Source organism: Rhodothermales bacterium, assembly GCA_039944855.1.
Taxonomy (GTDB): Bacteria; Bacteroidota; Rhodothermia; order Rhodothermales; family JANQRZ01; genus JBBSMX01.
Window position 1 is genome coordinate 53,532 of the sequence record JBDUXZ010000033.1, and the last position, 19,973, is coordinate 73,504.

The following is a 19,973-nucleotide window of genomic DNA, read 5'->3' on the forward strand; positions in this document are numbered from 1 at the left end:
GCTCTACCCCACGCCGAGACGGCGCAGTCCACGCGCGAGGAGGTCAGCGAGGAGGTCGGGGTAGGGCCGGTTCATCAACTCGGCGATGATGGCGAACGTGCCGTCGGGCGCGAACGTCGGGAGCGGGTTGATCTCCAGAAACCACGGCTTCCCGCGCTCGTCCACGCGGAAGTCCACGCGCGCGAAGTCCCGGCACTCCAGCTTGGCGTAGATGCGGAGCGCGAGGTCGCACAGCCGCGCCTCCAGCACGCGGTCGAGCGCGCCGTGGATGACGTAGTCGAACGGGGCGGCGGGGTCCTCGTGGCGGTCGAGCGCGTGGAGGCCGATGCCGGAGTTCCGCTCCGTCGCCCGCTGCAGCACGGGCAGCGCCTCGGCCGGGTCGTTCCCGACGACGGCCACGGTAAACTCGCCCCCGACGACGAAGCGCTCCACGAGCACGTCCTGCCCGTAGAGCCGCGTCTGCCGCTCGACCTCGCGGCGCACGCCGTCCGGCGTCTCGGCCCGGCTCGACGGCGCGATCCCCTTCGCGGTCCCCTCGTAGCGCGGCTTCACGAAGAGTGGAAACGGCGGGAGATCCGTCTCGTCCACCGCGTCGGCCGAGGCCAGCACGCGCCAGTCCGGCGTGGCAATTCCGGCGGCGCGGGCGAGGTCCTTCGTCCACGCTTTGTCGAGCGAGAGCGACAGCGTGAGCGCGTCCGACCCGAGGCACGGCACGCCCGCGAGTTCGAGGAGCGTCGGCGCGTGGCCTTCGCGGTTGCGGCTCCCGTAGCTCTCGGCGATGTTCACCGCCGCGTCGAGGCCGAGGGAAGGCTCCTCCTGCATCCAGGCCAGGAGCGCCTGCGCCGAGCCGATGCGGACGGGCTCGTGCCCGAGCGCGCGGACCGCCGCTTCGAGCACGGCGACGGTCTCCTCCGGCTCGAACTCGGCGTCCCAGTCCGGCGGGGCGTCGGGCGGCGGCGGCGTGTCGCCGAAGCGGTCGTAGACGAGGCCGATGCGCAGGCTCACGAGTGCGTGCGGCTACGCCCGGGCCTAGACGACTCCGCATCGGCCTCCGGCAGATCGTCGAGGCCGAGGCGCGGTGCGCGTTCCGGTTCGGCCTCCGTCGGCACTGCGGACCGCTCGGCAGCAGGCGCGGCGTCCCGGGCGATGAGGTCGATCCGGTCGAGGGCGTGCTCGAAGCGCTCGGCCTGCCGGTTGGCGTAGGTCCCGAAGCCGAAGCGGCTGCCGCCGAACATCAGCAGAGCGAACGCCGCGAACATCGCCGGAAGGAGCATCACGCCGGGCTCGAAATCACCGACGGCGAAGAGCACGCCGAACAGCAGCGCGACGAGGGCGAACGTCGCCGACGCCGCCGTGAGCCCGAGCGCCGAAGACCGCATCGACTGCTCGATCGTGACGTGGGCGCCGCCGTCCTCGGGCGTGACGCTCACGCGGACCGGCATCCGGTTCTCCTCCGTCGTCGTCGCCCACTCGCGCACGCGCCCGACGCGGCCCGCAACGCCCGGCTGCTTGAACGTCTTCCGCAGGTCCGTCACCATCTGCTCCCACGCCTCATCGGTGACGGGCGCCGCCACCGCGCGCGCCCGTCGCACCTCGACCGGCATGCCCAGCATCTTCCCCGCCGGGCGCGTCGGCCCAGCGGCGGCGAGTTCCACCGCGGCCTCGGCGATGTGCTCCGGCGCGATCCCCGTCTCCCGGCCGATGCGCTGCAACTCGTCGAGCGTCAGCCCGCCTTCGCTCGCGGCCTCGGCGCGGCGGGCCTGCTCCTGTCGCTCGGCCGCGCGCTCGAAGAGGGCGTGGATCTCGTGCTCGGTGTAGCGACGGCCGGTGCTCATAGCGGGGATGACGGGAGGAGCGAGGAAGGTACGGCGGCGGACGGCCCGTGCCTCACGACCGCGTGCGGCTCCGCTCCGTCGCCCCGGCATCGCCCTCCTCTTCCGACAGCGCGTCCAGGTCGATGCGCGGCGTGGCGGCCGGCGCGGATTCGCTCGGCGCGGACGCTTCGGCCTGCGGCGTGGCCTCGGCGGCGCGCGGAGCGACGGCCTCGAACGTCTGCTCGATGTCGGCGGCGAGCTCCGTCAGGCCGCGCTGCTTCTTCTCGCGCCAGCGCCGGTCGAGCCGGGTGATGATGGGCCCGGCGACGAGCGTCGTCACGAGTGCGATCGCCACGAGTGCGACGAGATAGACCCAGAAGCTGTCGAATGCATCGGCGATGGGGATCGCCCCGATCACACCCGCGATGAGTCCGAGGAAGGCGCCGTACATCATCCCCTCGGCCTTCGGCGCGGCGTGGCCGACGCGCTGCGAGAGGATCACCCGCGTCCGCCCCTCCCGCTCGCTCGCCGAGATGCGCGTCTCGACGCCGAGTTGGCTCATGTGCACCCACTCGTGCGCCCGCCCGACGCGCTCGACGCGGCCCTCGCCGCCGCGCCCGTACCACATCCCCATGTCCACGCCGAACCGGCTGCGGAGCAGGGCCACCGTGTCCTCCCATGCCTCGTCCGAGAACGGCCGGTCGACCCAGTGCTCGACGATGACGTGCGTGGCCGTCTGGGTCTCGGCCTGCACCGCCGCCCGCCGTCCTGTCTGCACCTCGTCGGCGGCGGCGCGGAGGTGCTTCGGGTCGAGCCCGACTTCGGCGCCGAGGGCTTCGAGGTCGGCGAGCGTGAGGCCGTGGTCGCGCGCCTCCTGCCGCTCGGCCTCCTCCTCCTGCCGCGCCGAGGCCCGGCGGATGATGGCCTTGACTTCTTCCTCTGAAAAGACGCGGTCGAGCATAGGGCGAGCGGTTCGTTGCGCGGAGCGTTACGAGCGGGTGCGCGTGCGATCGGGCGCGGCCTGCTCTTCTTCGATGTCCGGCAGCGCGTCGAGATCGAGGCGCCGCTCCGTGTCGGGCTGCGCCGTCGCGGGAGCCTCCTTCTCGGCCGGACGGGCCGCGCGGGCAGGCTCCGGCGTCTGGTCCCGAGCGAGGAGTTCGAGCCGGTCGAGCACGGCGTCGAACTTCTCCTCCTGCTTCGGCCGCCAGTGCTTCAGCCAGCCCCACGTGCCGCCGGAGAAGCCGAGCGCCATCGTGCCCATCATCACGGCCGCGATCAGCACGTCGGGCTCGGCCTCGATGAGGGCGAGGGCGACGAACAAGACGGTCATCACCGCGCCGATCGCCGCCGCAATCGTGAACCCGCGTGTCGTCTCGCGGACGGACTGCCGGAGCGTCGCCCGCGTCCGCCCGTCGCCGAGCGGTTCGAGCGCGAGGCGCATCGCAGAGCCGCTGTTGTTCGTGACGCGCTTGACGGCGGTCCACTCGCGCATCTGCCCGATCTGCCCGACGCTTCCGTCCTCGTCGAACGTCCGGCGGACCTCGGCGACCATCCGCGCCCATACCTCGTCGGAGACCGCGCCGGGAAACACCCGCGTCCGCTCGACCTCGGTGGGCGCGCCGAGGAACGTGTGCGCCGGCTTGGCAGGCGCGGCGACGGCCAGCTCCGCCGCCGCGGCGGCGATGTGCGCCGGGTCGATACCCGACGCGCCGCCGATCTCCTGCAGCTCGCGGAGGGTGAGGTGCCCGTGGCTCGCAGCCTCGGCGCGGCTCGCCTCCTCCTGCCGCTTCGCGGCACGCTCGAAGATGGCGCGGAGTTCGGCTTCGGAGTAGCGGCGCTCGTCGTTCATGGGTCGTCGGAGATGGAGAGGAGAATATAGCCGCCGGACCGAACGGGGCGCCATCCCGTAGAGACGCAGCATGCTGCGTCTCTACCGTCGGATCGGGCGTCGCGCCTGCCCGAAGGAAACGCGGTGCGCCGTCCCGTCGGCACCCGAGCCGCCGCCGCCCGTATCACCCCACATCGCCCCCGACTTTCCCACCCCGCGCTCCATGCTCCCGCCCGACTCCGCCGACGACTTCGAAGGCCTGCTCCGCGTCCGCCCGCTCACCGAGGACGACTACGACGCCGTCGTCCGGCTCCAGCAAGCCGGCTTCCCCGGCATGCCGCCGTGGACGCCGCGCGAGTTCGCCAGCCACCTCGCCGTGTTTCCCGAGGGCCAGCTCGGCGTCGAGTACCAAGGCCAGATCGTCGGCTCGTCGAGCAGCCTCGTCGTGGACTTCGACGAGTACGGCGAGCGGCACGACTGGGACGCGATCACGGCGAACGGCCTCATCACGAACCACGACGGCGCGGGCGACACGCTCTACGGCATCGAGGTCGTCGTGGACCCCACCTACCGCGGGCTCCGCATCGGGCGGCGGCTCTACGAGGCGCGGAAGGCGCTCGCGCGGCAGATGAACCTCCGCCGGATCATCGTCGGCGGCCGGCTGCCGGGCTACGCCGCGCACGCCGGCGCGATGCGCGTGCCCGAGTACGTCGAGGCCGTGATCCGGGCCGACCTCCGCGACCCCGTCCTCACGTTCCAGCTCGCCAACGGCTTCGTCGTCAAACGGATCGTGCGGGACTACCTCCCGGAAGACGACGCCTCGTACGGTCACGCCGTGATCCTCGAGTGGGTGAACCTCCACTACTCCCCCCACCCGAAGCGGCGCAACCGCGCCACCTTCCCCGTCCGCGTCTGCACGGTCCAGTATCAGATGCGCGCCGTCGCCGACTTCGACGACTTCGCGCGGCAGGTCGAGTTCTTCGTCGACGTCGCGGCCGGGTACGAGGCCGACTTCGTGCTCTTCCCGGAGATGTTCACGCTCCAGCTCCTCTCGTTCCTCCCGCCGCAGTCGCCGGGCGCGGGCGTGCGGCAGCTCACGCAGTTCACGCCGGAGCTGGTCGAGATGGGGCAGCGCCTCGCGCTGAAGTACAACGTCAACATCGTCGCGGGCAGCCACTACACCGAGCGCGAGGACGGGCTCTACAACGTCGCCACCCTCTTCCACCGCGACGGGCGGACGGACGAGCAGGCGAAGCTCCACATCACCCCGAGCGAGCAGCGGTTCTGGGGCACGCGCGCGGGCCGCGCCATCCACGTCTTCGACACCGACCGGGGCAAAGTCGCCATCTCGATCTGCTACGATACCGAGTTCCCCGAGGTCGCCCGGATCGCGACGCAGAAGGGGGCGCAGATCCTGTTCGTCCCGTTCTGCACGGACAACCGGCAGGGCCACCTCCGCGTGATGCGCTGCGCCCAGGCCCGCGCGATCGAGAACCAGCTCTACGTCGTGACGAGCGGCTGCGTGGGCAACATCCCGTCGGTGGAGAACATGGACGTGCACTACGCGCAGTCCGGCATCTTCACCCCGAGCGACTTCCCGTTCCCGCCCGACGGCGTGGCCGGGCTCTGCGAGCCGAACGTCGAGACCGTCGTCGTGGCGGACCTCGACCTCGAAACGCTCCGCCGCAACCGCGTCGACGGAACGGTGCGCCCGTGGCGAGACCGCCGGCTCGACCTCTACGAAGTCGTCGAGAAAGAGCCGCCGCCCACGCCCGCCCCGCCGCGCGTCGTCGATGCGGTCTCCTTGGGCTTCGAGACCACGCCGCCGAGGGAACCCACGCACGGGTGAGCGGAGCGGACCCCCCGCCCGTTTCGCGGTCGCTCCGACTCTGCGAGTCTGCGCTCCCAGCTTTAACGGGCTGTCCCCCTTGAAGGGGGACAGCTTTTTCGTTCCTGAGCGGGAGCGGTGAACGGGAAAGCGGGGGGTCCGCTCACGCCTCCGCCGCCTCGCCCCGCTCCAGCGCCGCCTGCCGCTTGCCGAGCTGCGACGACGCGAACGTCAACATCTCCGTCGCCGTGAGCCCGAACGGGTTCTGCTCGCCGCCGTACGGCGCGAAGTAATCCTGCAGCGTGCCGACGACGAGCGGGAAGAGCGTCTCAGCCTCGTCCTCCATCACATCGCGAAGCCCAGCGTCGCGCTCGAACGCCTCGCGGAGTAGGTCGATGCCGAAGGCGACGTGGCGGGCCTCGTCGCGCTGCACGAGCCGGATGCCTTCGACGAGGCCGGGCATGATCCCGCGGCTCTCGAAAATCGAGTAGAACCCGTGGTAGCCCGTCTCGGCGAGCGTCCCCTCGATGAAGAGGTGGTACGTCGTCACGGCGCGGACGAGCGCCTCATCGGAATCGTCGGTGAGGAGGGTGTCGAGCGCGCGCGGGAGGTGGTCGTCGAAAAGAGCCGTGCTCGACGGGCCGTCGTAGGCCCCGGCATCCACATCGCCGGCGACGGTGCCGAGCCAGCGGCGGAAGAACTCGGCGTGCTTCGTCTCCTCCCAGATCTGCGAGGCGAGGAACGCGCACGCGGCCTCCTGCCCCGGCCGCTTCCGCAGCGCGATCAGCATGGGCGCGAGGTCGGAGGCGACGGCCTCTTCGCCGCCGAGGAACATGGCGCAGGCGCGGATCGTGGCGTCGCGGTGCTCGTCGTCGAGCGCGTCCCAGTCGCGGAGGTCTTGGTCGAGGTCGATGTTCTGCGGGTCCCACGCGAGCTTCTTCGCTTTGTGGTACCGCGTCCAGTGCGGGCTTCGGGCTTCCATCGGCAGAGCGGTTGGTGAGCGCCCAACATACTCACGCGGGCTCCTCCGTCAATGCACGTAGCTGCCCGCGTTGAGGTCGATAGTCGCGCCGGTCGCGTGGTCCATCTGCCCGCTCGCGAGGAAGACGATGGTCGGCGCGATGTCGGCCGGCTCGGTCATCCGGTCGAGGGCGAGATCGCTCGTGGCGTAGTCCACGCCGTAGGTGTCGATGAACGGCTGAGCCATGTCGGTCCGGGTGAAGCCGGGGGCGAGGGTAAACGCGACAATGCCCTGCTTGCCAAGCCCGCGGGCGAGCGACCGCGTGAGCGCCACGACGCCGCCTTTGCTCGCGGCGTAGGCCACGTACTCCGGCGTGTCGCCCCGGAAGGCGGCCCGGCTCGCAACGTTGATGATCCGCCCGCCGCCGTGCTCCGCGAAGTGCGTCGTCGCCGCCCGGCAGAGCACGCCGACGGCCGTGAGGTTGACGGCCATCGTCCGCTCCCACACCGCCAGCCAGTCGCCGTCCGGTGCGTCGAGCGCGACGCCCTCGGCCACGCCCGCGTTGTTGACGAGCACGTCCACCCGCCCGAACGCTTCGACCGCCTCGGCGAACAGTCCCGCCGCCGCGTCGGCGTCGGCGAGGTCGGCGCCGAACGCCTGCGCGCCGTTCCCGAGCGACTCAGCCAGTTCACGCGCGGCAGTTGCGTTCCGGTGGTAGTGCACGCCGACGGTCGCCCCGGCGGCGGCGAGGGCTTCGGCGGCGGCGCGGCCGATCCCCCGGCTCGCGCCCGTGACGAGGACGTGCAAACCCGAAAGGTCGAGGACGTGCGCCATCTACTTCCTCGTCGGCAAGCCCGCGGGCCGGATGCCGACCGGCTTCGCCACGCCGACGGGCTTCGCCGCACCGGCCGGCGCGCTCGCGGCCTTCGGCTTGCGCCAGAGCGGGACGGACGAGCACGGCTCGCCGTACATCAGCTTCCGCGCCACGCCCTGCAATCGCTGCGTCGCGATGAGGTACGCATTCGCCGGGACGACTTTGCTACCACAGCCCTTGATGACGACCGGCGTATCCGCAAAGCGGCTCCAGTCCTCGGCGTCGAGAGCGCGCGTGAAGTGGTCGCGGATGAGGTCAGCGGCGCGGCCCGAGGCGACGGACGCCGCCCGGCCGACGAGCTTCGACGCGACGAGCATCGCGGCCCACGTCGGGATGATGGCATCGGTCGAGCAGAACACCGCGACGTGCTGGCCGGCGTACTGATCCCAGTCATGCGTCTTCATTGCCTCGCGGAACGGCTTCTCGCGCAGGACCAGCCCTTCGACAAGGTGCGGCGCGAGGTCGAACTCGACGACGGGCTTGCCGTCCCAGAGGTCTTCGAGGTTGTAGACGACGATGTCGCTCTCGGCGACGCGGTTGACGATCGGTTCCATCGGCTTGGGGTTACGCGGGAATAGGTTCAGCACGGAGGCGGGCGACGGCGGTCACGATCTCGTCGGCGGCGCGGCCGATCTCGTCTTCCGTCGTGAAGCGGCCGAGCGAGAGGCGGAGCGTGTCGAAGGCGTCGTCGTCGCTCAGTCCGAGCGCGGTGAGGACGTGGCTCGGGCGGGCGGACTTCGTGCGGCACGAACTGCCGACGGACGCGGCGACGCCCCGGATCGCAGGCAGCAGCTTGCCGTGCGTGCCGGGGAAAACGAGGTTGGCCGTGTTCGGCAGCCGGTGCTCCGTCGATCCGTTGACGCGGACGCCGTCGATGCGGTCGAGGAGGGCGGCTTCGAGCCGGTCGCGGAGCGCGGCGAGGCGGGCCGCGTCTTCGTCGAGCCGTGCGCCCGCGACCTCCGCCGCTTTCCCGAGCCCGACGATGCCGGGCACGTTGAGCGTGCCGCTCCGCAACCCGTCCTCCTGCCCGCCACCCGTGATCTCGGGTTCGAGCCGGACGCGCGGTTGCCGCCGGCTCCGATACAGCGCGCCGACGCCTTTCGGCCCGTAGACCTTGTGCCCCGAGCAGATCAGCAGGTCCGCGTGCGCCACGTCGACGGGGATTTTGCCGACGGCCTGCGTCGCGTCGGTCATAAACAGCGCGCCCCGTTCGCGCACGATTTCGGCGATTTCCGGGACGGGCTGGATCACGCCCGTCTCGTTGTTCGCCCACATCACGGCGACGAGGAGCGTCGTGTCGGTGAGTGCGTCGCGGAGCACGTCGAGGTCGATCCGCCCGTCCGGCTGCACGCCGAGTACGGTGACGCGGTAGCCCTCGGCTTCGAGCGACCTCACGGGGTCGAGCACCGCTTTGTGCTCGGTGGCGACGGTGACGACATGGTCTTTCTTCCCGCGATACGCAGCGGCGGTCCCACGAATCGCGAGGTTCGCTGCCTCCGTCGCGCCGCTCGTGAACGTCAGCGCATCGGGCCGCGCGCCGAGGAGCGCGCCGAGTTGCTCGCGCGCCTGTTTCACCGCCTCGTCGGCCGCCCAGCCGTAGGCGTGCGCGCTCGACGGGTTGCCGAACTGCTCCGTGAAATACGGCAGCATCGCGTCCAGCACCGCCGGGTCGACGGGCGTGGTGGCATTGTAATCGAGGTAAATCGGTCGGCTCATAGCCCCTGTGCTACGCGGCGAGCGGGCGGTCGATCCGTACAAACCTATTCGACCACCGGGCGGACACGCGGGTCCGCCCCTACGACCGATTCGACCGTAGGGGCAGACCCCTTGTGTCTGCTCTCGCCGAGGCCGCTGCTGCCTCAGAACGAGGTCCGCACGCCGAGGAGGAACGTGCGCGGGAGGCCGGGGCGGAGGCCCGCCGGGCGCTGCGCGACCACGTACACCTCGTCGGCGAGGTTGCGGACGCTGCCGAACACGGCCGTCCGGCTGTCCACCTTCACCTCTCCAGCGAGGTCGAGCACGAAGCGCGCATCGGTGTGACCCACGGTCTCTACCGGCGCCGAGCCCGCTGCCGTCCGCATCGCGCCGACGTAGTTGCCGCGGAGGTCGAAGCTGTAGCGGTCCCACTCCGTGCCGAGGCTCACCGCGAGCTGGTGGTGCGCGACGTACGGCAGCTCGTCGCCCGCCTCCACGTCGCCCCACCCCTCGAACTCACTCGCGAACGACGTCTGGAAGGCGGCGTCGGTGTAGGTGTACGCGAGGCGCACCGGGAGCGCGAACGACGGCCCGAGAGCGCGCAGCCCGAGGCCGCGCGCTAGGTCGGCGCTCGCGGCGACTTCGAGCCCGCCGACGTGGACGCTGCCGCCGTTGAAGAGGTCGGTCGTGCCGCCGCCGCCGGCCGCGGCGAGGTCGGCGCCGAGGAGGTTGCTGTAGTCGTTGAAGAAGCCGGCGACCTGGGCGCTCATCACGTCGCTCTCGTAGCGCGCGCCGAGTTCGTAGTTCACGCTCGCCTCGGGCTCGACGCCCTCCGTCGAGTTCGGTGGTGCGAAGCCGCGGTGGACGCCAGCGAACACGTTCAGCGCGGGCGTGAACTGATAGCCCGCCGCGATGCCCGGAATCCACACGTCGACGGTGTTCGCGCGCGTCTCGGGCGCGGCCGTGCGCTCGGGGTCGCTCTTGCCCCAGTCCTCGCGGCTGAGCGTGACGTGCTCGTAGCGGAGGCCCGGCGTGAGCGTCAGCCGCCCGATCGCGACCTCGGCCTGCGCGAACGTCGCCACGGCCTCGCCCGTCTCGATCCGGTTCGAGTCCGTGCCCGGCATGCCCGCGACGGTCCGGTTCATCAGCCCGTTCTCCATCGCGTACTCGTCCACCCACTGGAAGCGGTCCATCTCGTCGCGGTGGATCCGCAGGCCGACTTCGAGCTCCGTCGCGGCCGGGCCGAGGTCGAACCGCAGGCCCGCGATCGACTGCACGCCGGTCGAGAGGTAGTCGCGGTTGTTGTTCTTGACGTAGAGCACGCCGTCGGCGAGCCGGCCTTCGTCGGCGAAGGCGCCGCGCACGAGGGCGAGCTCGTCGGCGAAGGCGTCGGGGCTGTCGAGGATCGAGGCGATGCCGACTTTGGCGTCGGTCATCTCTCCGTCGTTCTCGTCGTCGGCGAGGCCGTCGCGGACGGCGTCGAGTTTGTACCAGTTGCGGCTGAACGCGTTGCGGTACGCCGTCGTCGTCACGTCGAACCGCTCGGAGAACACGGCGACGTGGCGGAGCTGGGCCTGCCGGTGCTCGGCGTTCATCTGGTCCTCCTGGCTGCCGGCGTAGCGCAAGTACGGCGTCGCGGCGAAGTCGGCGGCGGTGAGGCCGAGGTAGGTCTCGTTCGACACCTCGTCGGTGCGCGAGAGCTTGAGCGTGAGCGCCTGGTAGACGGGGGCGTCGGGATTCGTGTTGAGCCGGAGCTTGGCGAGGTAGTCCTGCTTGTCGAAGCCGGTGTCGGCGTCCTCGAACGGGAAGAGGTTCTTGAACCCGTGCACGTTCGCGACGTGCGTCTCGACGACGAAGCCCGCGTTCCGGTACGAATTCCCGACCCACGCGTGGACGTTTCGTGCCCGGTTCTCGCCGACGAAGCCCTCGGCATACCCGCTGAACTCGGCGGGTATCGGCGTCGAGATCAGGTTGAGCGCGCCGCCCGTGGTGTAGGGGCCGTACTTGATCTGGCTCGCCCCCTTCCGCACCTCGACGCCGCTCATCCGGCCCGTCGTCGGGAAGTAGTACGCCGACGACGCGGCGTAGGGCGCGGGCGCGATCAGCACGCCGTCCTCCATCACCGTGATCTTCGACGACCGCTCCGAACCGGAGCCGCGAAGCCCGATGTTCGGGCGGAGGCCGTAGCCGTCCTCCTCCTGCAGGTTCACGCCGGGGATCTCGCGGAGGACGCGGTGGATGTCGGTGTCGGCGAACTGCTCGAGCCGCTCGGCGCCGATGTAGTGGGCCGAGCCGGGGATGTCGCGGATGCCGTCGGGCCCGCCGGTCAGCGTCTCCCGCGCCGTCACCACCACCTCGCCGATGTCGATGGGCTGCTCGGCGAGGGCGAAGTCGGCTGTGGTCACGGCGTCGGCGCGGACGAACACGACGACCTCCGCCGCCTGGAATCCGAGCGACGAGGCGACGAGCGTATAGCGGCCGGCGGGAATGGCATCGAGGTCATAAGTCCCGTTTTTCCCCGTCGCTGCGCCGAGTGCCGTACCTTCGACCGCGACGTTGACGCCGGGGAGCGGCACGCCGGTCTCGGCGTCGACGACGATGCCGCGGACGCCGCCGGTCTGGGCGACGGCGGCGAACGGGACGAGGAATGCGACGAGGAATGCGGCGATGCGGTGGAACGGCATAGCAGAAAGCGAATCGGGTGGAAACGGTAGAAGGCCCGTGGGTGGGCGTGACCGAATATAGGACGCTATCTGGATCAGGTCTAAATAAAGATTGCGTTCACCCATGCCTCCCCACACATCAGAGGCGGCGTGCTACCTTCTCTGCCCCACCGACTATGTTGAGCCGATGAACCGCATACACTGCCGACGCGTCCACACGGACGCCGACTGGCTGGCGGCGAGATACATCCGGCAACGGGTCTTCGTGGAGGAACAGGAGTGCCCGCCGGAGGAGGAGTGGGACGCCTACGACAAGCCGGAGGCACGCGGCGTAACGTGCTACCACTTGCTCGGCTTCATCGCGGGCGCGCCCGTCGCCGTCGCGCGGTGGCGACCGGTCGAGGTCCGCGACGAGACGATGGCCAAGCTGGAGCGCTTCGCCGTGCTGCCCGGAGCACGCGGACATGGGCTGGGCCGCGCGATGGTCGCGGCGGCGCTCAGGGACGCGCGGGCGGCGGGCTTCGGGGTGTTCGTCCTCCACGCGCAAGCACACCTCGAAGGGTTCTATGCGTCGTTCGGATTCCGGCCCGTCAGCGAGCCGTTCGACGAGGCGGGGATCCCGCACGTCAAGATGGTGCGGCGGGACGCGGAGGGATGAAAAACAGGTGGAGCGCCCCGTACGCGGCGAATCCTTCTGTATCTTCGATGCTCGCACGTCCCCAATGCCGCGTTCGTCTAGGGGTCTAGGACGCCGCCCTCTCACGGCGGTAACACGGGTTCAAATCCCGTACGCGGTACGACAGCCGAGCCGGTCCCGATGGGGTCGGCTCGGCTTTTTTATGCCGGGCCGAGTCGCTCGCGGAGGAACGCCGCCGCCCGGTCGAGCGACGCGTCGGCGGCGGGGAGCCACGGCGTCCAGAGCTGCCACATGTGGAACGCGCCCGGCTCGACGTGCAGCGCGACCTCGGCCCTAGCGTCGCGGCCGACCTCCGCGAGGAGCCGGGCGTCGCCGAGCAACACCTCCCGGTCGCCGACTTCGACCCATGTTGGCGGGAGCAGGCTCAGGTCGTCGAGGAGCGGCGAGACCTCGGGGTGGTCGTCGGGGCGGTCGCCGAAGGTCATGTCCGCGAGTTCGCGGTCGTCTTCGTCGGCGTTCATCGGGTCGCGCGGGGTGTTCGCTTGCCGCGTGTCGCTCCGCCCCGTGCGATCGGTGTTCGGGGAGAAGAGGGCGAGCGCGGCGGCGGCGCGTCCCTCCTCCGCGAGCGCGAGCGCCACGGTGAGCGCGAGGTGCCCGCCCGCGCTGTCGCCGACGAGCGTGAGCGACTGCCCCGCGTCGAGTACCGCGCGGGCGACGGCGAGCCCGTCGTCGAGCTGCGCCGGCCAGACGTGCTCCGGCGCGAGGCGGTAGCGGGGGAGAAAGACCGGCTCGCCGAGGCGGGATGCGAGCGCCGTCGCCGCCCGCGCGTGTGTCTCCGGCGAGCCGAACACGTAGCCGCCGCCGTGAAACCAGACGACACGCGGTGGCTGCCCGTCCGCCTCTGCATCCGGCGGCGACACCGTCAGCCCTTCGATGCCGCCGATTTCCCCGGCCGTCGCGAGCGGCGGCGGCGTACCGGCAACGTCGCCCCGAATCAGCCGGGCGAACGCCGCACGCATCGCCTCCGGCGTATCGCCCAAGTCGATGGATTCGATGCGGGCTTCGACGTCGTCGAACGAGATGCGGCCGGAGAACGGCGCGGCGTAGACCTCCCGGAGATCGGGCATCGCCGCTAGAGGTCGATGGCGAAGACGGAGCCGCCGTCGACGCGGTAGTTCGAGCCGACGACGAAGCTCGCGCGCTCCGAGCAGAGGAACGCGATCACGGCGGCGACCTCCTCCGGCTTCCCGCGCCGGTCGAGCACGAGGTGCGGCCGCTCCTCCTCGAGGAACGAATCGACGGCCTCGTCGAAGCTGACGCCCCGTTCGTCGGCGCGCTTCTCCATCATCCCGTCCGTCATGTCGGTGGCGATGAACGCCGGGGCGACGGCGTTGACGAGCACGCCCTTCGGCGCATAGAGCTGCCCCATCCCCTTCACAAGCGTGAGGACGGCGGCCTTTGCCGCGTTATACACCATCTCGTCGGGGTACGGCTGCGCCACGTTCTCCGACGTTACGAAGACGACGCGGCCCCAGCCCCGCTCCAGCATCGGCGGAATGAGCGCTTTCGACATGCGGACGCCCGACATGAAATCGGTCTGCCACGCGTGCTCCCAGTCCTCCTCGGTGATGTCGCGGAGCGGGTCGCCTTTGGCGCCGGTGACGCCGGCCGTGTGCACGAGGATGTCGATGTTCCAATCCGTCGCGTCGCGGACGGTGTCGGCGCCCGCCTGACTCGTGAGGTCGGCGACGACGGAGCGGACACGGTCGCCCCCATCGAGCTTCTCAACGGATTGCTTGAGCTGGTCCTCGTCGATGTCGGTGAGGAGGAGGTCGACGCCTTCGTCGAGGAGGAGGCGGGCCGTGGCGAGGCCCATGCCGCCGGCAGCACCGGTGATGACGGCCGCGCGGCCTTTGATCTGGAGGTCCATGATGCGAGAGGAGAAGAGCGAAGGGAACAGGAGAGGCAGCCTATAAACGGCAGCGCCGGCCCCGAAGGTCCGGCGGTGCCGAGCGGCGTGGAGCGGATTCGTCCCACCCCACGTCAGGAAGAATCAGATCTCGCCGTCGTCGAAGCCGCCGCCGTCGCCGCGCTCGCCGTCGGGCCGGCCGCGGCGCTGGCGGTCCTGCTGGCCGAAGGTGTACTGGAACGTCACGCCGATCTGCTGCGCGCCCCAGTTCCGCTCGAACTCCTGGTAGAGCGTCGGCCGGTCGATCGTGAAGTTGAACCCGGCGAGGTCGAAGGGGTCGCGGAGGCTGAGTGTGAGGCTGGCGCGGTCGCCGAGGAGCTCCTTCCGCGCGGCGAAGTTGATGAAGGTGAACGCGCCGCGCCGGCCCTGCGCCGTCTCGATCGGCGCGCGGTACGACACGTTCGCCTGGAGGTCGAGCCCACCGATGCCGAGGCGGTCGCCGAGGGCGTAGCTCGCGTTCGCCCGGCCGCCCCACCCGAAGGCGTCGTTCGAGAGGTCGCCCGCCGAGGACGAGCCATCGCTGACGAAGCGGTAGCCCTCAACACTGACGTAGCCGCGGAACCCGTCGAGCGCGCCGCGCCCGTTGACCGAGTTAATCATCTCGACGCCGTAGGACGTGTTCGTCGCCACGTTCTCGACCGTGCGGACGGTGACGACGCCGGGGCCGCACAGCTCGCCGACGACGCTCGCCGGGTCCGGGCCGTCGGCGCAGATCGCGCTGATCCGCTCGACGGCGTCGGTCGTGTAGCGGTAGTACGGCGTCAGCGTGAGCGAGCCCCACGGCGTGTACTGGACAACGCCGAGTTCGAACGCGCTGACGTACTCCGGCTGGAGTGTCGGATTCCCGACGCGCGGGTTGCTCGGGTCGTCGAGGCTGGGGAACGGGTTGAGGAACCACGTCCGTGGCCGGTTAACGCGGCGGCTGTAGCTCGCCTTCAGCACCGTCGCCTCACTGACTTCGTAGCTCAGGAACGCGCTCGGGAAGAGGCTGGCGTAGTCGTTGTCGTAGGCCTCGCCGGTGTTGAGGAGCGAGAACGTCGTCTGCGCCGTCTCCGCGCGGACGCCGAGCTGGACGCCGAGGGGCCCGAACTCGCGGGCGAGTTGGAGGTAGCCGGCGTGGATCTGCTGCTCGAAGTCGAACGTGTTGTTGAGGTTCGTGTCGGGCTCGAACGCGCCCGTCTCCTCGTTCCGCGTCTCGGCGAAGAGCGACTGGTTCTGCATCTCGAGCTCGCCCTTGTACCCTACTTCGAGCCGGACGCCGTCGAGCGCGCCACCGAGCGGGCGGACGTAGTCGACTTCGAGCGAGGCCTCGTCGCGGTCCCGCTCCTGCTGGGAGAGCTGGTACTCGCGGATGTCGCTCGTGGGCTCGAACGTGCCGACGACCTGCTGGTCGTAGGTCTCGTCGTCCTCGTTCGTCGAGAGGTTGTAGCGGCCCGAGACGTTGAGCGTGTGCGGCGTCTCGGCCGAGCCGTTGCCGTCGCCGAAGTCGTGGCGGAGGCCGAGCCGGAAGTCCGCGTTCCGCCGGTCGCCGATCTCCTCGACGATCCGCTCGTAGGCCAGCATCGGGTCCTCGGCGGCATCGAGTTCGAGGAAGGTGTTCAGCTCCACCTCCGTCTCGTCGCGCATCCCGAGCTGAGCCGACGTGGTGAGGCTCGTCCGCTTCGAGAGCGCGTACTCGACGTTGAGGTTGAGGTTGTGCGAGGTCTCGTCCTCGTCGTCGGTCTCGTTCTGGTCGAGGAACGTGATGGGCGTGTCGAAGCGGTTCTCGGCGAACGAACTGCCGCCGCCGACGCCGTTCTCCTGCCGGAAGCCGTAGGAGCCGGTGACGTTCCACGGCCCCTTGCCGTAGCTCAGCGTCGCGGTGCCGTTGTAGCCGCCGCGCGTGTCCACACCCGTGGCGACGGTGCCGCCGAGCCCGCGGTCGACGTTCTCTTTGAGCACGATGTTGATGATCCCGCTCATCCCCTCGGGCTCGTAGCGCGCCGACGGGTTCGGGATGACTTCGACGCGCTCGATGCTGCTCGCCGAGAGGCTCTGGAGGTAGGCCGCGACGAACTCCGACGAGACCGGCGCGGGCTTGCCGTTGACGAGGATCGCAACGTTCCCGCTCCCCCGCAGGCTGATGTTGCCGTCCACGTCGACGTCCACCGAGGGGATCGTTTCGAGCACGTTCGTCGCGTTCCCGCCGGCCGACACTGGGTCGTCGGCCGTGTTGTAGACGGTCCGGTCGATCTGGATCGAGACCTGCTCGCGCTCGGCCTCGACCTGCACGCTCTCGAGCTGCTCGATGTCGGGCACGAGCGCGACGACGCCGAGGTCGACGGTCCGCTCCTGCGGGGTGATCCGCGCATAGCGAATGTGCGCCGACGCGTACCCGATGAAGCTGACATCGACGCGGAACTGACCGGGCGGGACGCCTTCGATCTCAAACGCGCCGCGGTCGTCGGTGATGGTGCCGGTGACGAGCGTGGTGTCGCGGTCGGAGCCGGGCTGCGGCACGCGCCACACGGCGACGGAGGCCGTCGGGATCGGCGCCTCCGTCTCGGCGTCGACGACGGTCCCGGAGATCGTTCCGGTGGGGGCGCCGGGGCGCTGGCCGCGCTGTTGGGCGTCGGCCGGCGTCGGGACGAGGCAGGCGGCGGCGAGGGCGAGGGCGAGGAGGAAACGGGGCATCGGGGTAGTGCTTCGGAGGAGGGGGCGCTTCTTATTCGTGATAACAGCTAAAGTGCCCTCGCCATCAAAACTTGACGGCGAGGGCCCTTCAGGGGTGCTTAGATCCGGCTAGCGCCGGGGGCTGTGCATCCGGCCGTGCATCATCCGCGATGCAAGCGCCCGGTGGACTTTGGCGACGTCCTGCTGCTGCGGCGTCAGGATCGCAGCCATCTCAGCCGGAAGCTCGCCCGGCTCCGGGCGTTCGGCACGGCGCTGCTCGCGCTCGGCCTGGCTCAGCTCGCGCCGGGCTTGCCGCTCCGCTCGCTTCGCGGCGTGGAGCGCTCCGAGCTGCTGCACTTGCGCATCACTCAGACCGAGCGCGTTCTGCATCGCGTCGAGGGAGGCCTCGTGCCGCTCGACGCGGGCGTCGGCGTCGGGCCGCTCACGCTGCATCCTGTCGCCGCGCTGTTTCCGCTCGCCGCGCTGCTTCCGATCCCCGCGCTCGCCGCGCCGGTCGGCATCACCACGGGCTGGGCGTTCGGGCCGCGTGAAGAGCTTGGCCTTCTGCGCGTCGGTGAGCGTCGGGGTGAGCGCGGCGGCGACGGCCCAGAGGTCGCCGCGTTCGGCTTCATCGCCGACGGCTTTTTCGACGAGGACGACCTGCTCGTTCGTGAGGTCGAGCGCTTCCTTCAGTCGCTCGGCGCGGTCGGGCCGGTTCTGTGCCGAGGCCGCGAGGGGGAGGAATAGGACGGCGAGGGCGAGGAACAGCCCGCGCCGCGAGAGAGAAATCGAGAGGGTGTTCATCGGTTCGGGGGTTGGTAGAGAACTACGAAAGTCGAGAGCTTCAGAAGCGACGGCGGCCCGGGGCGGCGCCGACTTCGGGGGGATATTCGTCGTTTTCGGCAGGGCAGATCCGCCCTGTGGCACGAACCGCACCTCGGCGTCACGAACCGCACCGGAGGCGCGACGAAGCCGCGCGGCGAGTCGCAGAAACCCGGTACTTTGTGGGCGTCCATCCTCCGACCTATGCCCGCTGCCCCTTCCCCGCTCTCCCCGCCTCGCCCGTGGCCCCGCTCCGCCGAGTGGGCCGCGATACTCGGGTTCTGGGTGCTGCTCGGCACGCTCACCCTCGTCCGTCGCGCGCTCGACCCGCGCGGGCCGGCCGGGCTCTCCGCACCGGACCTGCTGCTGACGATCTCGGAGTACGTGTTCTGGGCCGCGCTCACGCCCGTCGTTTTCGCCTTCGTTCGGCGCTACCCGCTCGAACAGGCGGACTGGGCGCGGCGGCTCGTCGTCCACCTCCTGCTCGCCTTCGCCGTGGCGGCGGCGGTCGAGGTCGCGCTCCTCCTCATCGTCCGGCCGATGATCCTGGCGGAGTTCCCCCGGCTGGGCCGGATGGACCGGTTCGCCCGACGGATCGACCCCGGCCGCGCCCTCGCCCGGCTCCAGTTCCTCGACGAGCTCGTGATCTACCTCGCGATCCTCGCTACGGGCTTCGCGCGCGACTACTTCCTCCGCTTCCGCGAGCGGCAGGCCGAGGCCGCCCGCCTCCTCACCGAGACGACACGGCTCCAGGCCCAGCTCGCCGAAGCCCGGCTCTCGGCGCTGCGGATGCAGCTCAACCCGCACTTCCTCTTCAACACGCTCCACGCCGTCAGCGCCCTCGTCGAGCGCGACCCCGGCGGCGTCCGCCGCATCGTCGCCCGGCTGAGCACGCTCCTCCGCCGCGCCCTCGACGACGCGACCCCGCAGGAGGTCCCCCTCCGCGACGAGCTCGACTTCCTCCGCGGCTACTTCGACATCCAGCGCGTCCGCTTCCAGGACCGGCTGGAGATCGACGAGGCCGTGCCGCCGCCGCTCCTCGACGCGCTCGTCCCGAACCTCATCCTCCAGCCCCTCGCCGAGAACGCCGTCGAGCACGGCGTGAGCCGCCTCGAACACGGGACGGGGCAGGTCGAGATCGCGGCGCGGCGCGACGGGGCGATGCTCGTCGTCACGATCCGCGACAACGGCCCCGGCCTCGGCGACGATCACGATGGCGAGCGTAGCGAACGCGGCGGTGTCGGGCTGCGCAACGTCCGCGCCCGCCTCGGCGCGCTCTACGGCGACGCCGCCCATCTCACCCTCACGACCGCCGACGGCGGCGGCTCCGTCGCGACCGTCACGCTTCCCTACCACACCGCGTCCGACCTCCGCACGAGCGCCCGCCCCGATGCCTGAGTCGCCTCCCCTCCGCGTCCTCGTCGTGGACGACGAGCCGCTCGCCCGCCAGCGCCTCCTCGACCTCCTCGACCGAGAGGACGGCGTCGAGGTCGTCGGCACGACGGGGCGCGGGCGCGACGCCGTCGAGGTGATCCGCGCCGAGCAGACCGCGGGCCACCCCATCGACCTCGTCTTCCTCGACGTGCAGATGCCGGGGCTGAGTGGGCTCGACGTGGTGCGCGAGGTCGGCCCCGAGCAGATGCCGGTGACGGTCTTCGTGACGGCGTTCGACCAGCACGCGCTCGCGGCGTTCGAGCTCGCCGCGCTCGACTACCTCCTCAAGCCGTTCGAGGACGAGCGCTTCCGCGCCGCGCTCGCGCGGGCACGCGACACCGTCCGGCTGCGGCAGGTCGACGCGCTGCAGGGCCGGCTCCGCGCCCTCCTCGACCCGGCGACGGCCGCGCCGCCCGCGCCCGACCCACCGCCCGGCTATCTCGAACGGATCGCCGTCGAGATGCGCGGGCAGATCCGCGTCGTCCCCGTCGAGCACGTCGACTTCATCGCCGCCGATGGGCCCTACGCCGAGGTCCACGCCGGTGACGAGACGTTCGTGATCCGCTCGCCGATGCAAACGCTGGAGGACCGACTCGACCCGGCCGCGTTCTTCCGCATCCACCGCTCGACGATCGTCCGGCTCGACCGGATCGAGGCGCTCCTCGTCGCCGGCGGCGGCGACTACGCGGTGAAGCTCCGCGGCGGCGCGCGGCTCCGCGTCAGCCGCGCCCGCCGCGACGACCTCGCCGCCCGCCTCGGCCTCGACGCACCCGGCCGCTGAACCTCGACGCACCCG

General features: G+C 70.8%; 17 protein-coding genes and 1 tRNA gene. 5 read left to right on the plus strand and 13 right to left on the minus strand.

Translation table 11 applies throughout. The features are described 5' to 3' along the window. Positions 1-3: 3 nt before the first annotated feature. Genes ABJF88_16765 through ABJF88_16780 form a run of 4 tightly spaced genes read right to left on the minus strand, consistent with a single transcriptional unit; the run spans position 4 to position 3,663 of the window. Entirely contained in the window at positions 4-1,005 is a 1,002-nt protein-coding gene (locus ABJF88_16765; GenBank protein MEP0548590.1) for a D-alanine--D-alanine ligase, read from the minus strand. Beyond that, complete coding sequence (locus ABJF88_16770; protein ID MEP0548591.1) at positions 1,002-1,835, minus strand: hypothetical protein; 834 nt, start codon at positions 1,833-1,835, stop codon at positions 1,002-1,004. Before ABJF88_16770 ends, ABJF88_16765 begins: the two co-directional genes overlap by 4 nt. A gap of 52 nt (positions 1,836-1,887) precedes the next feature. Continuing rightward, entirely contained in the window at positions 1,888-2,775 is an 888-nt protein-coding gene (locus tag ABJF88_16775; GenBank protein ID MEP0548592.1) for a hypothetical protein, read from the minus strand. 27 nt (positions 2,776-2,802) lie between these two features. Then, positions 2,803-3,663: a hypothetical protein gene (locus ABJF88_16780; protein MEP0548593.1), complete on the minus strand. Its 861-nt coding sequence runs from the start codon at positions 3,661-3,663 to the stop codon at positions 2,803-2,805. 202 nt (positions 3,664-3,865) lie between these two features. Here ABJF88_16780 and ABJF88_16785 point away from each other — a divergent pair, with 202 nt between their 5' ends. Continuing rightward, positions 3,866-5,491 (plus strand): GNAT family N-acetyltransferase, encoded by a 1,626-nt coding sequence (locus tag ABJF88_16785; GenBank protein MEP0548594.1) that lies wholly within the window; start codon positions 3,866-3,868, stop codon positions 5,489-5,491. A gap of 142 nt (positions 5,492-5,633) precedes the next feature. On the opposite strand, the gene ABJF88_16790 is transcribed toward ABJF88_16785, so the two are convergent. The 5 genes from ABJF88_16790 to ABJF88_16810 form a co-directional block, all read right to left on the minus strand. After that, the gene (locus ABJF88_16790) at positions 5,634-6,452 is read right to left on the minus strand and encodes a ribonucleotide-diphosphate reductase subunit beta (protein MEP0548595.1); all 819 of its coding nucleotides are present in this window, start codon (positions 6,450-6,452) and stop codon (positions 5,634-5,636) included. A 48-nt stretch (positions 6,453-6,500) separates the two neighbouring features. Further along, positions 6,501-7,265, minus strand: a complete 765-nt coding sequence (locus ABJF88_16795) for an SDR family oxidoreductase (protein MEP0548596.1) — start codon at positions 7,263-7,265, stop codon at positions 6,501-6,503. Beyond that, positions 7,266-7,859 carry a DUF2480 family protein gene (locus ABJF88_16800; protein ID MEP0548597.1) on the minus strand — a complete coding sequence of 198 codons (594 nt, stop codon included), beginning with the start codon at positions 7,857-7,859 and terminating at the stop codon, positions 7,266-7,268. A gap of 10 nt (positions 7,860-7,869) precedes the next feature. Then, positions 7,870-9,021, minus strand: coding sequence for a cysteine desulfurase family protein (locus ABJF88_16805; protein ID MEP0548598.1), 1,152 nt, complete (start codon positions 9,019-9,021; stop codon positions 7,870-7,872). Between the two features lie 143 nt (positions 9,022-9,164). Then, entirely contained in the window at positions 9,165-11,684 is a 2,520-nt protein-coding gene (locus ABJF88_16810) for a TonB-dependent receptor (GenBank protein ID MEP0548599.1), read from the minus strand. A 166-nt stretch (positions 11,685-11,850) separates the two neighbouring features. Between ABJF88_16810 and ABJF88_16815 the strand changes: the two genes are divergently transcribed. Next, positions 11,851-12,321, plus strand: a complete 471-nt coding sequence (locus tag ABJF88_16815; protein ID MEP0548600.1) for a GNAT family N-acetyltransferase — start codon at positions 11,851-11,853, stop codon at positions 12,319-12,321. Positions 12,322-12,387: 66 nt separating this feature from the next. Further along, positions 12,388-12,460: transfer RNA gene (locus tag ABJF88_16820), tRNA-Glu, on the plus strand. 40 nt (positions 12,461-12,500) lie between these two features. Here ABJF88_16820 and ABJF88_16825 read toward each other — a convergent pair. The 4 genes from ABJF88_16825 to ABJF88_16840 form a co-directional block, all read right to left on the minus strand. Beyond that, a complete protein-coding gene (locus ABJF88_16825; GenBank protein MEP0548601.1) occupies positions 12,501-13,427 on the minus strand; it encodes an alpha/beta hydrolase fold domain-containing protein in 927 nt (308 codons plus the stop codon). A 5-nt stretch (positions 13,428-13,432) separates the two neighbouring features. Further along, positions 13,433-14,230 (minus strand): SDR family oxidoreductase, encoded by a 798-nt coding sequence (locus ABJF88_16830; protein ID MEP0548602.1) that lies wholly within the window; start codon positions 14,228-14,230, stop codon positions 13,433-13,435. 123 nt (positions 14,231-14,353) lie between these two features. Next, positions 14,354-16,942 carry a TonB-dependent receptor gene (locus tag ABJF88_16835; GenBank protein ID MEP0548603.1) on the minus strand — a complete coding sequence of 863 codons (2,589 nt, stop codon included), beginning with the start codon at positions 16,940-16,942 and terminating at the stop codon, positions 14,354-14,356. Between the two features lie 108 nt (positions 16,943-17,050). Continuing rightward, a complete protein-coding gene (locus ABJF88_16840; GenBank protein MEP0548604.1) occupies positions 17,051-17,725 on the minus strand; it encodes a hypothetical protein in 675 nt (224 codons plus the stop codon). A gap of 222 nt (positions 17,726-17,947) precedes the next feature. On the opposite strand from ABJF88_16840, the gene ABJF88_16845 reads away from it, so the two are divergent. Both ABJF88_16845 and ABJF88_16850 read left to right on the plus strand, forming a co-directional pair. Next, the gene (locus ABJF88_16845; GenBank protein ID MEP0548605.1) at positions 17,948-19,141 is read left to right on the plus strand and encodes a sensor histidine kinase; all 1,194 of its coding nucleotides are present in this window, start codon (positions 17,948-17,950) and stop codon (positions 19,139-19,141) included. Further along, entirely contained in the window at positions 19,134-19,958 is an 825-nt protein-coding gene (locus ABJF88_16850) for a LytTR family DNA-binding domain-containing protein (GenBank protein MEP0548606.1), read from the plus strand. The genes ABJF88_16845 and ABJF88_16850 overlap by 8 nt, the downstream gene beginning before the upstream one ends. The last annotated feature ends 15 nt before the right edge of the window (positions 19,959-19,973 follow it).

Coding starts and splice junctions, on each gene's coding strand:
- ABJF88_16825 (MEP0548601.1), bottom strand. CDS start 13,427: ATGCCCGATCTCCGGGAGGTCTACGCCGCGCCGTTCTCCGGCCGCATC.
- ABJF88_16830 (MEP0548602.1), bottom strand. CDS start 14,230: ATGGACCTCCAGATCAAAGGCCGCGCGGCCGTCATCACCGGTGCTGCC.
- ABJF88_16775 (MEP0548592.1), bottom strand. CDS start 2,775: ATGCTCGACCGCGTCTTTTCAGAGGAAGAAGTCAAGGCCATCATCCGC.
- ABJF88_16840 (MEP0548604.1), bottom strand. CDS start 17,725: ATGAACACCCTCTCGATTTCTCTCTCGCGGCGCGGGCTGTTCCTCGCC.
- ABJF88_16795 (MEP0548596.1), bottom strand. CDS start 7,265: ATGGCGCACGTCCTCGACCTTTCGGGTTTGCACGTCCTCGTCACGGGC.
- ABJF88_16815 (MEP0548600.1), top strand. CDS start 11,851: ATGAACCGCATACACTGCCGACGCGTCCACACGGACGCCGACTGGCTG.
- ABJF88_16835 (MEP0548603.1), bottom strand. CDS start 16,942: ATGCCCCGTTTCCTCCTCGCCCTCGCCCTCGCCGCCGCCTGCCTCGTC.
- ABJF88_16850 (MEP0548606.1), top strand. CDS start 19,134: ATGCCTGAGTCGCCTCCCCTCCGCGTCCTCGTCGTGGACGACGAGCCG.
- ABJF88_16790 (MEP0548595.1), bottom strand. CDS start 6,452: ATGGAAGCCCGAAGCCCGCACTGGACGCGGTACCACAAAGCGAAGAAG.
- ABJF88_16810 (MEP0548599.1), bottom strand. CDS start 11,684: ATGCCGTTCCACCGCATCGCCGCATTCCTCGTCGCATTCCTCGTCCCG.
- ABJF88_16805 (MEP0548598.1), bottom strand. CDS start 9,021: ATGAGCCGACCGATTTACCTCGATTACAATGCCACCACGCCCGTCGAC.
- ABJF88_16770 (MEP0548591.1), bottom strand. CDS start 1,835: ATGAGCACCGGCCGTCGCTACACCGAGCACGAGATCCACGCCCTCTTC.
- ABJF88_16780 (MEP0548593.1), bottom strand. CDS start 3,663: ATGAACGACGAGCGCCGCTACTCCGAAGCCGAACTCCGCGCCATCTTC.
- ABJF88_16785 (MEP0548594.1), top strand. CDS start 3,866: ATGCTCCCGCCCGACTCCGCCGACGACTTCGAAGGCCTGCTCCGCGTC.
- ABJF88_16845 (MEP0548605.1), top strand. CDS start 17,948: ATGCCCGCTGCCCCTTCCCCGCTCTCCCCGCCTCGCCCGTGGCCCCGC.
- ABJF88_16800 (MEP0548597.1), bottom strand. CDS start 7,859: ATGGAACCGATCGTCAACCGCGTCGCCGAGAGCGACATCGTCGTCTAC.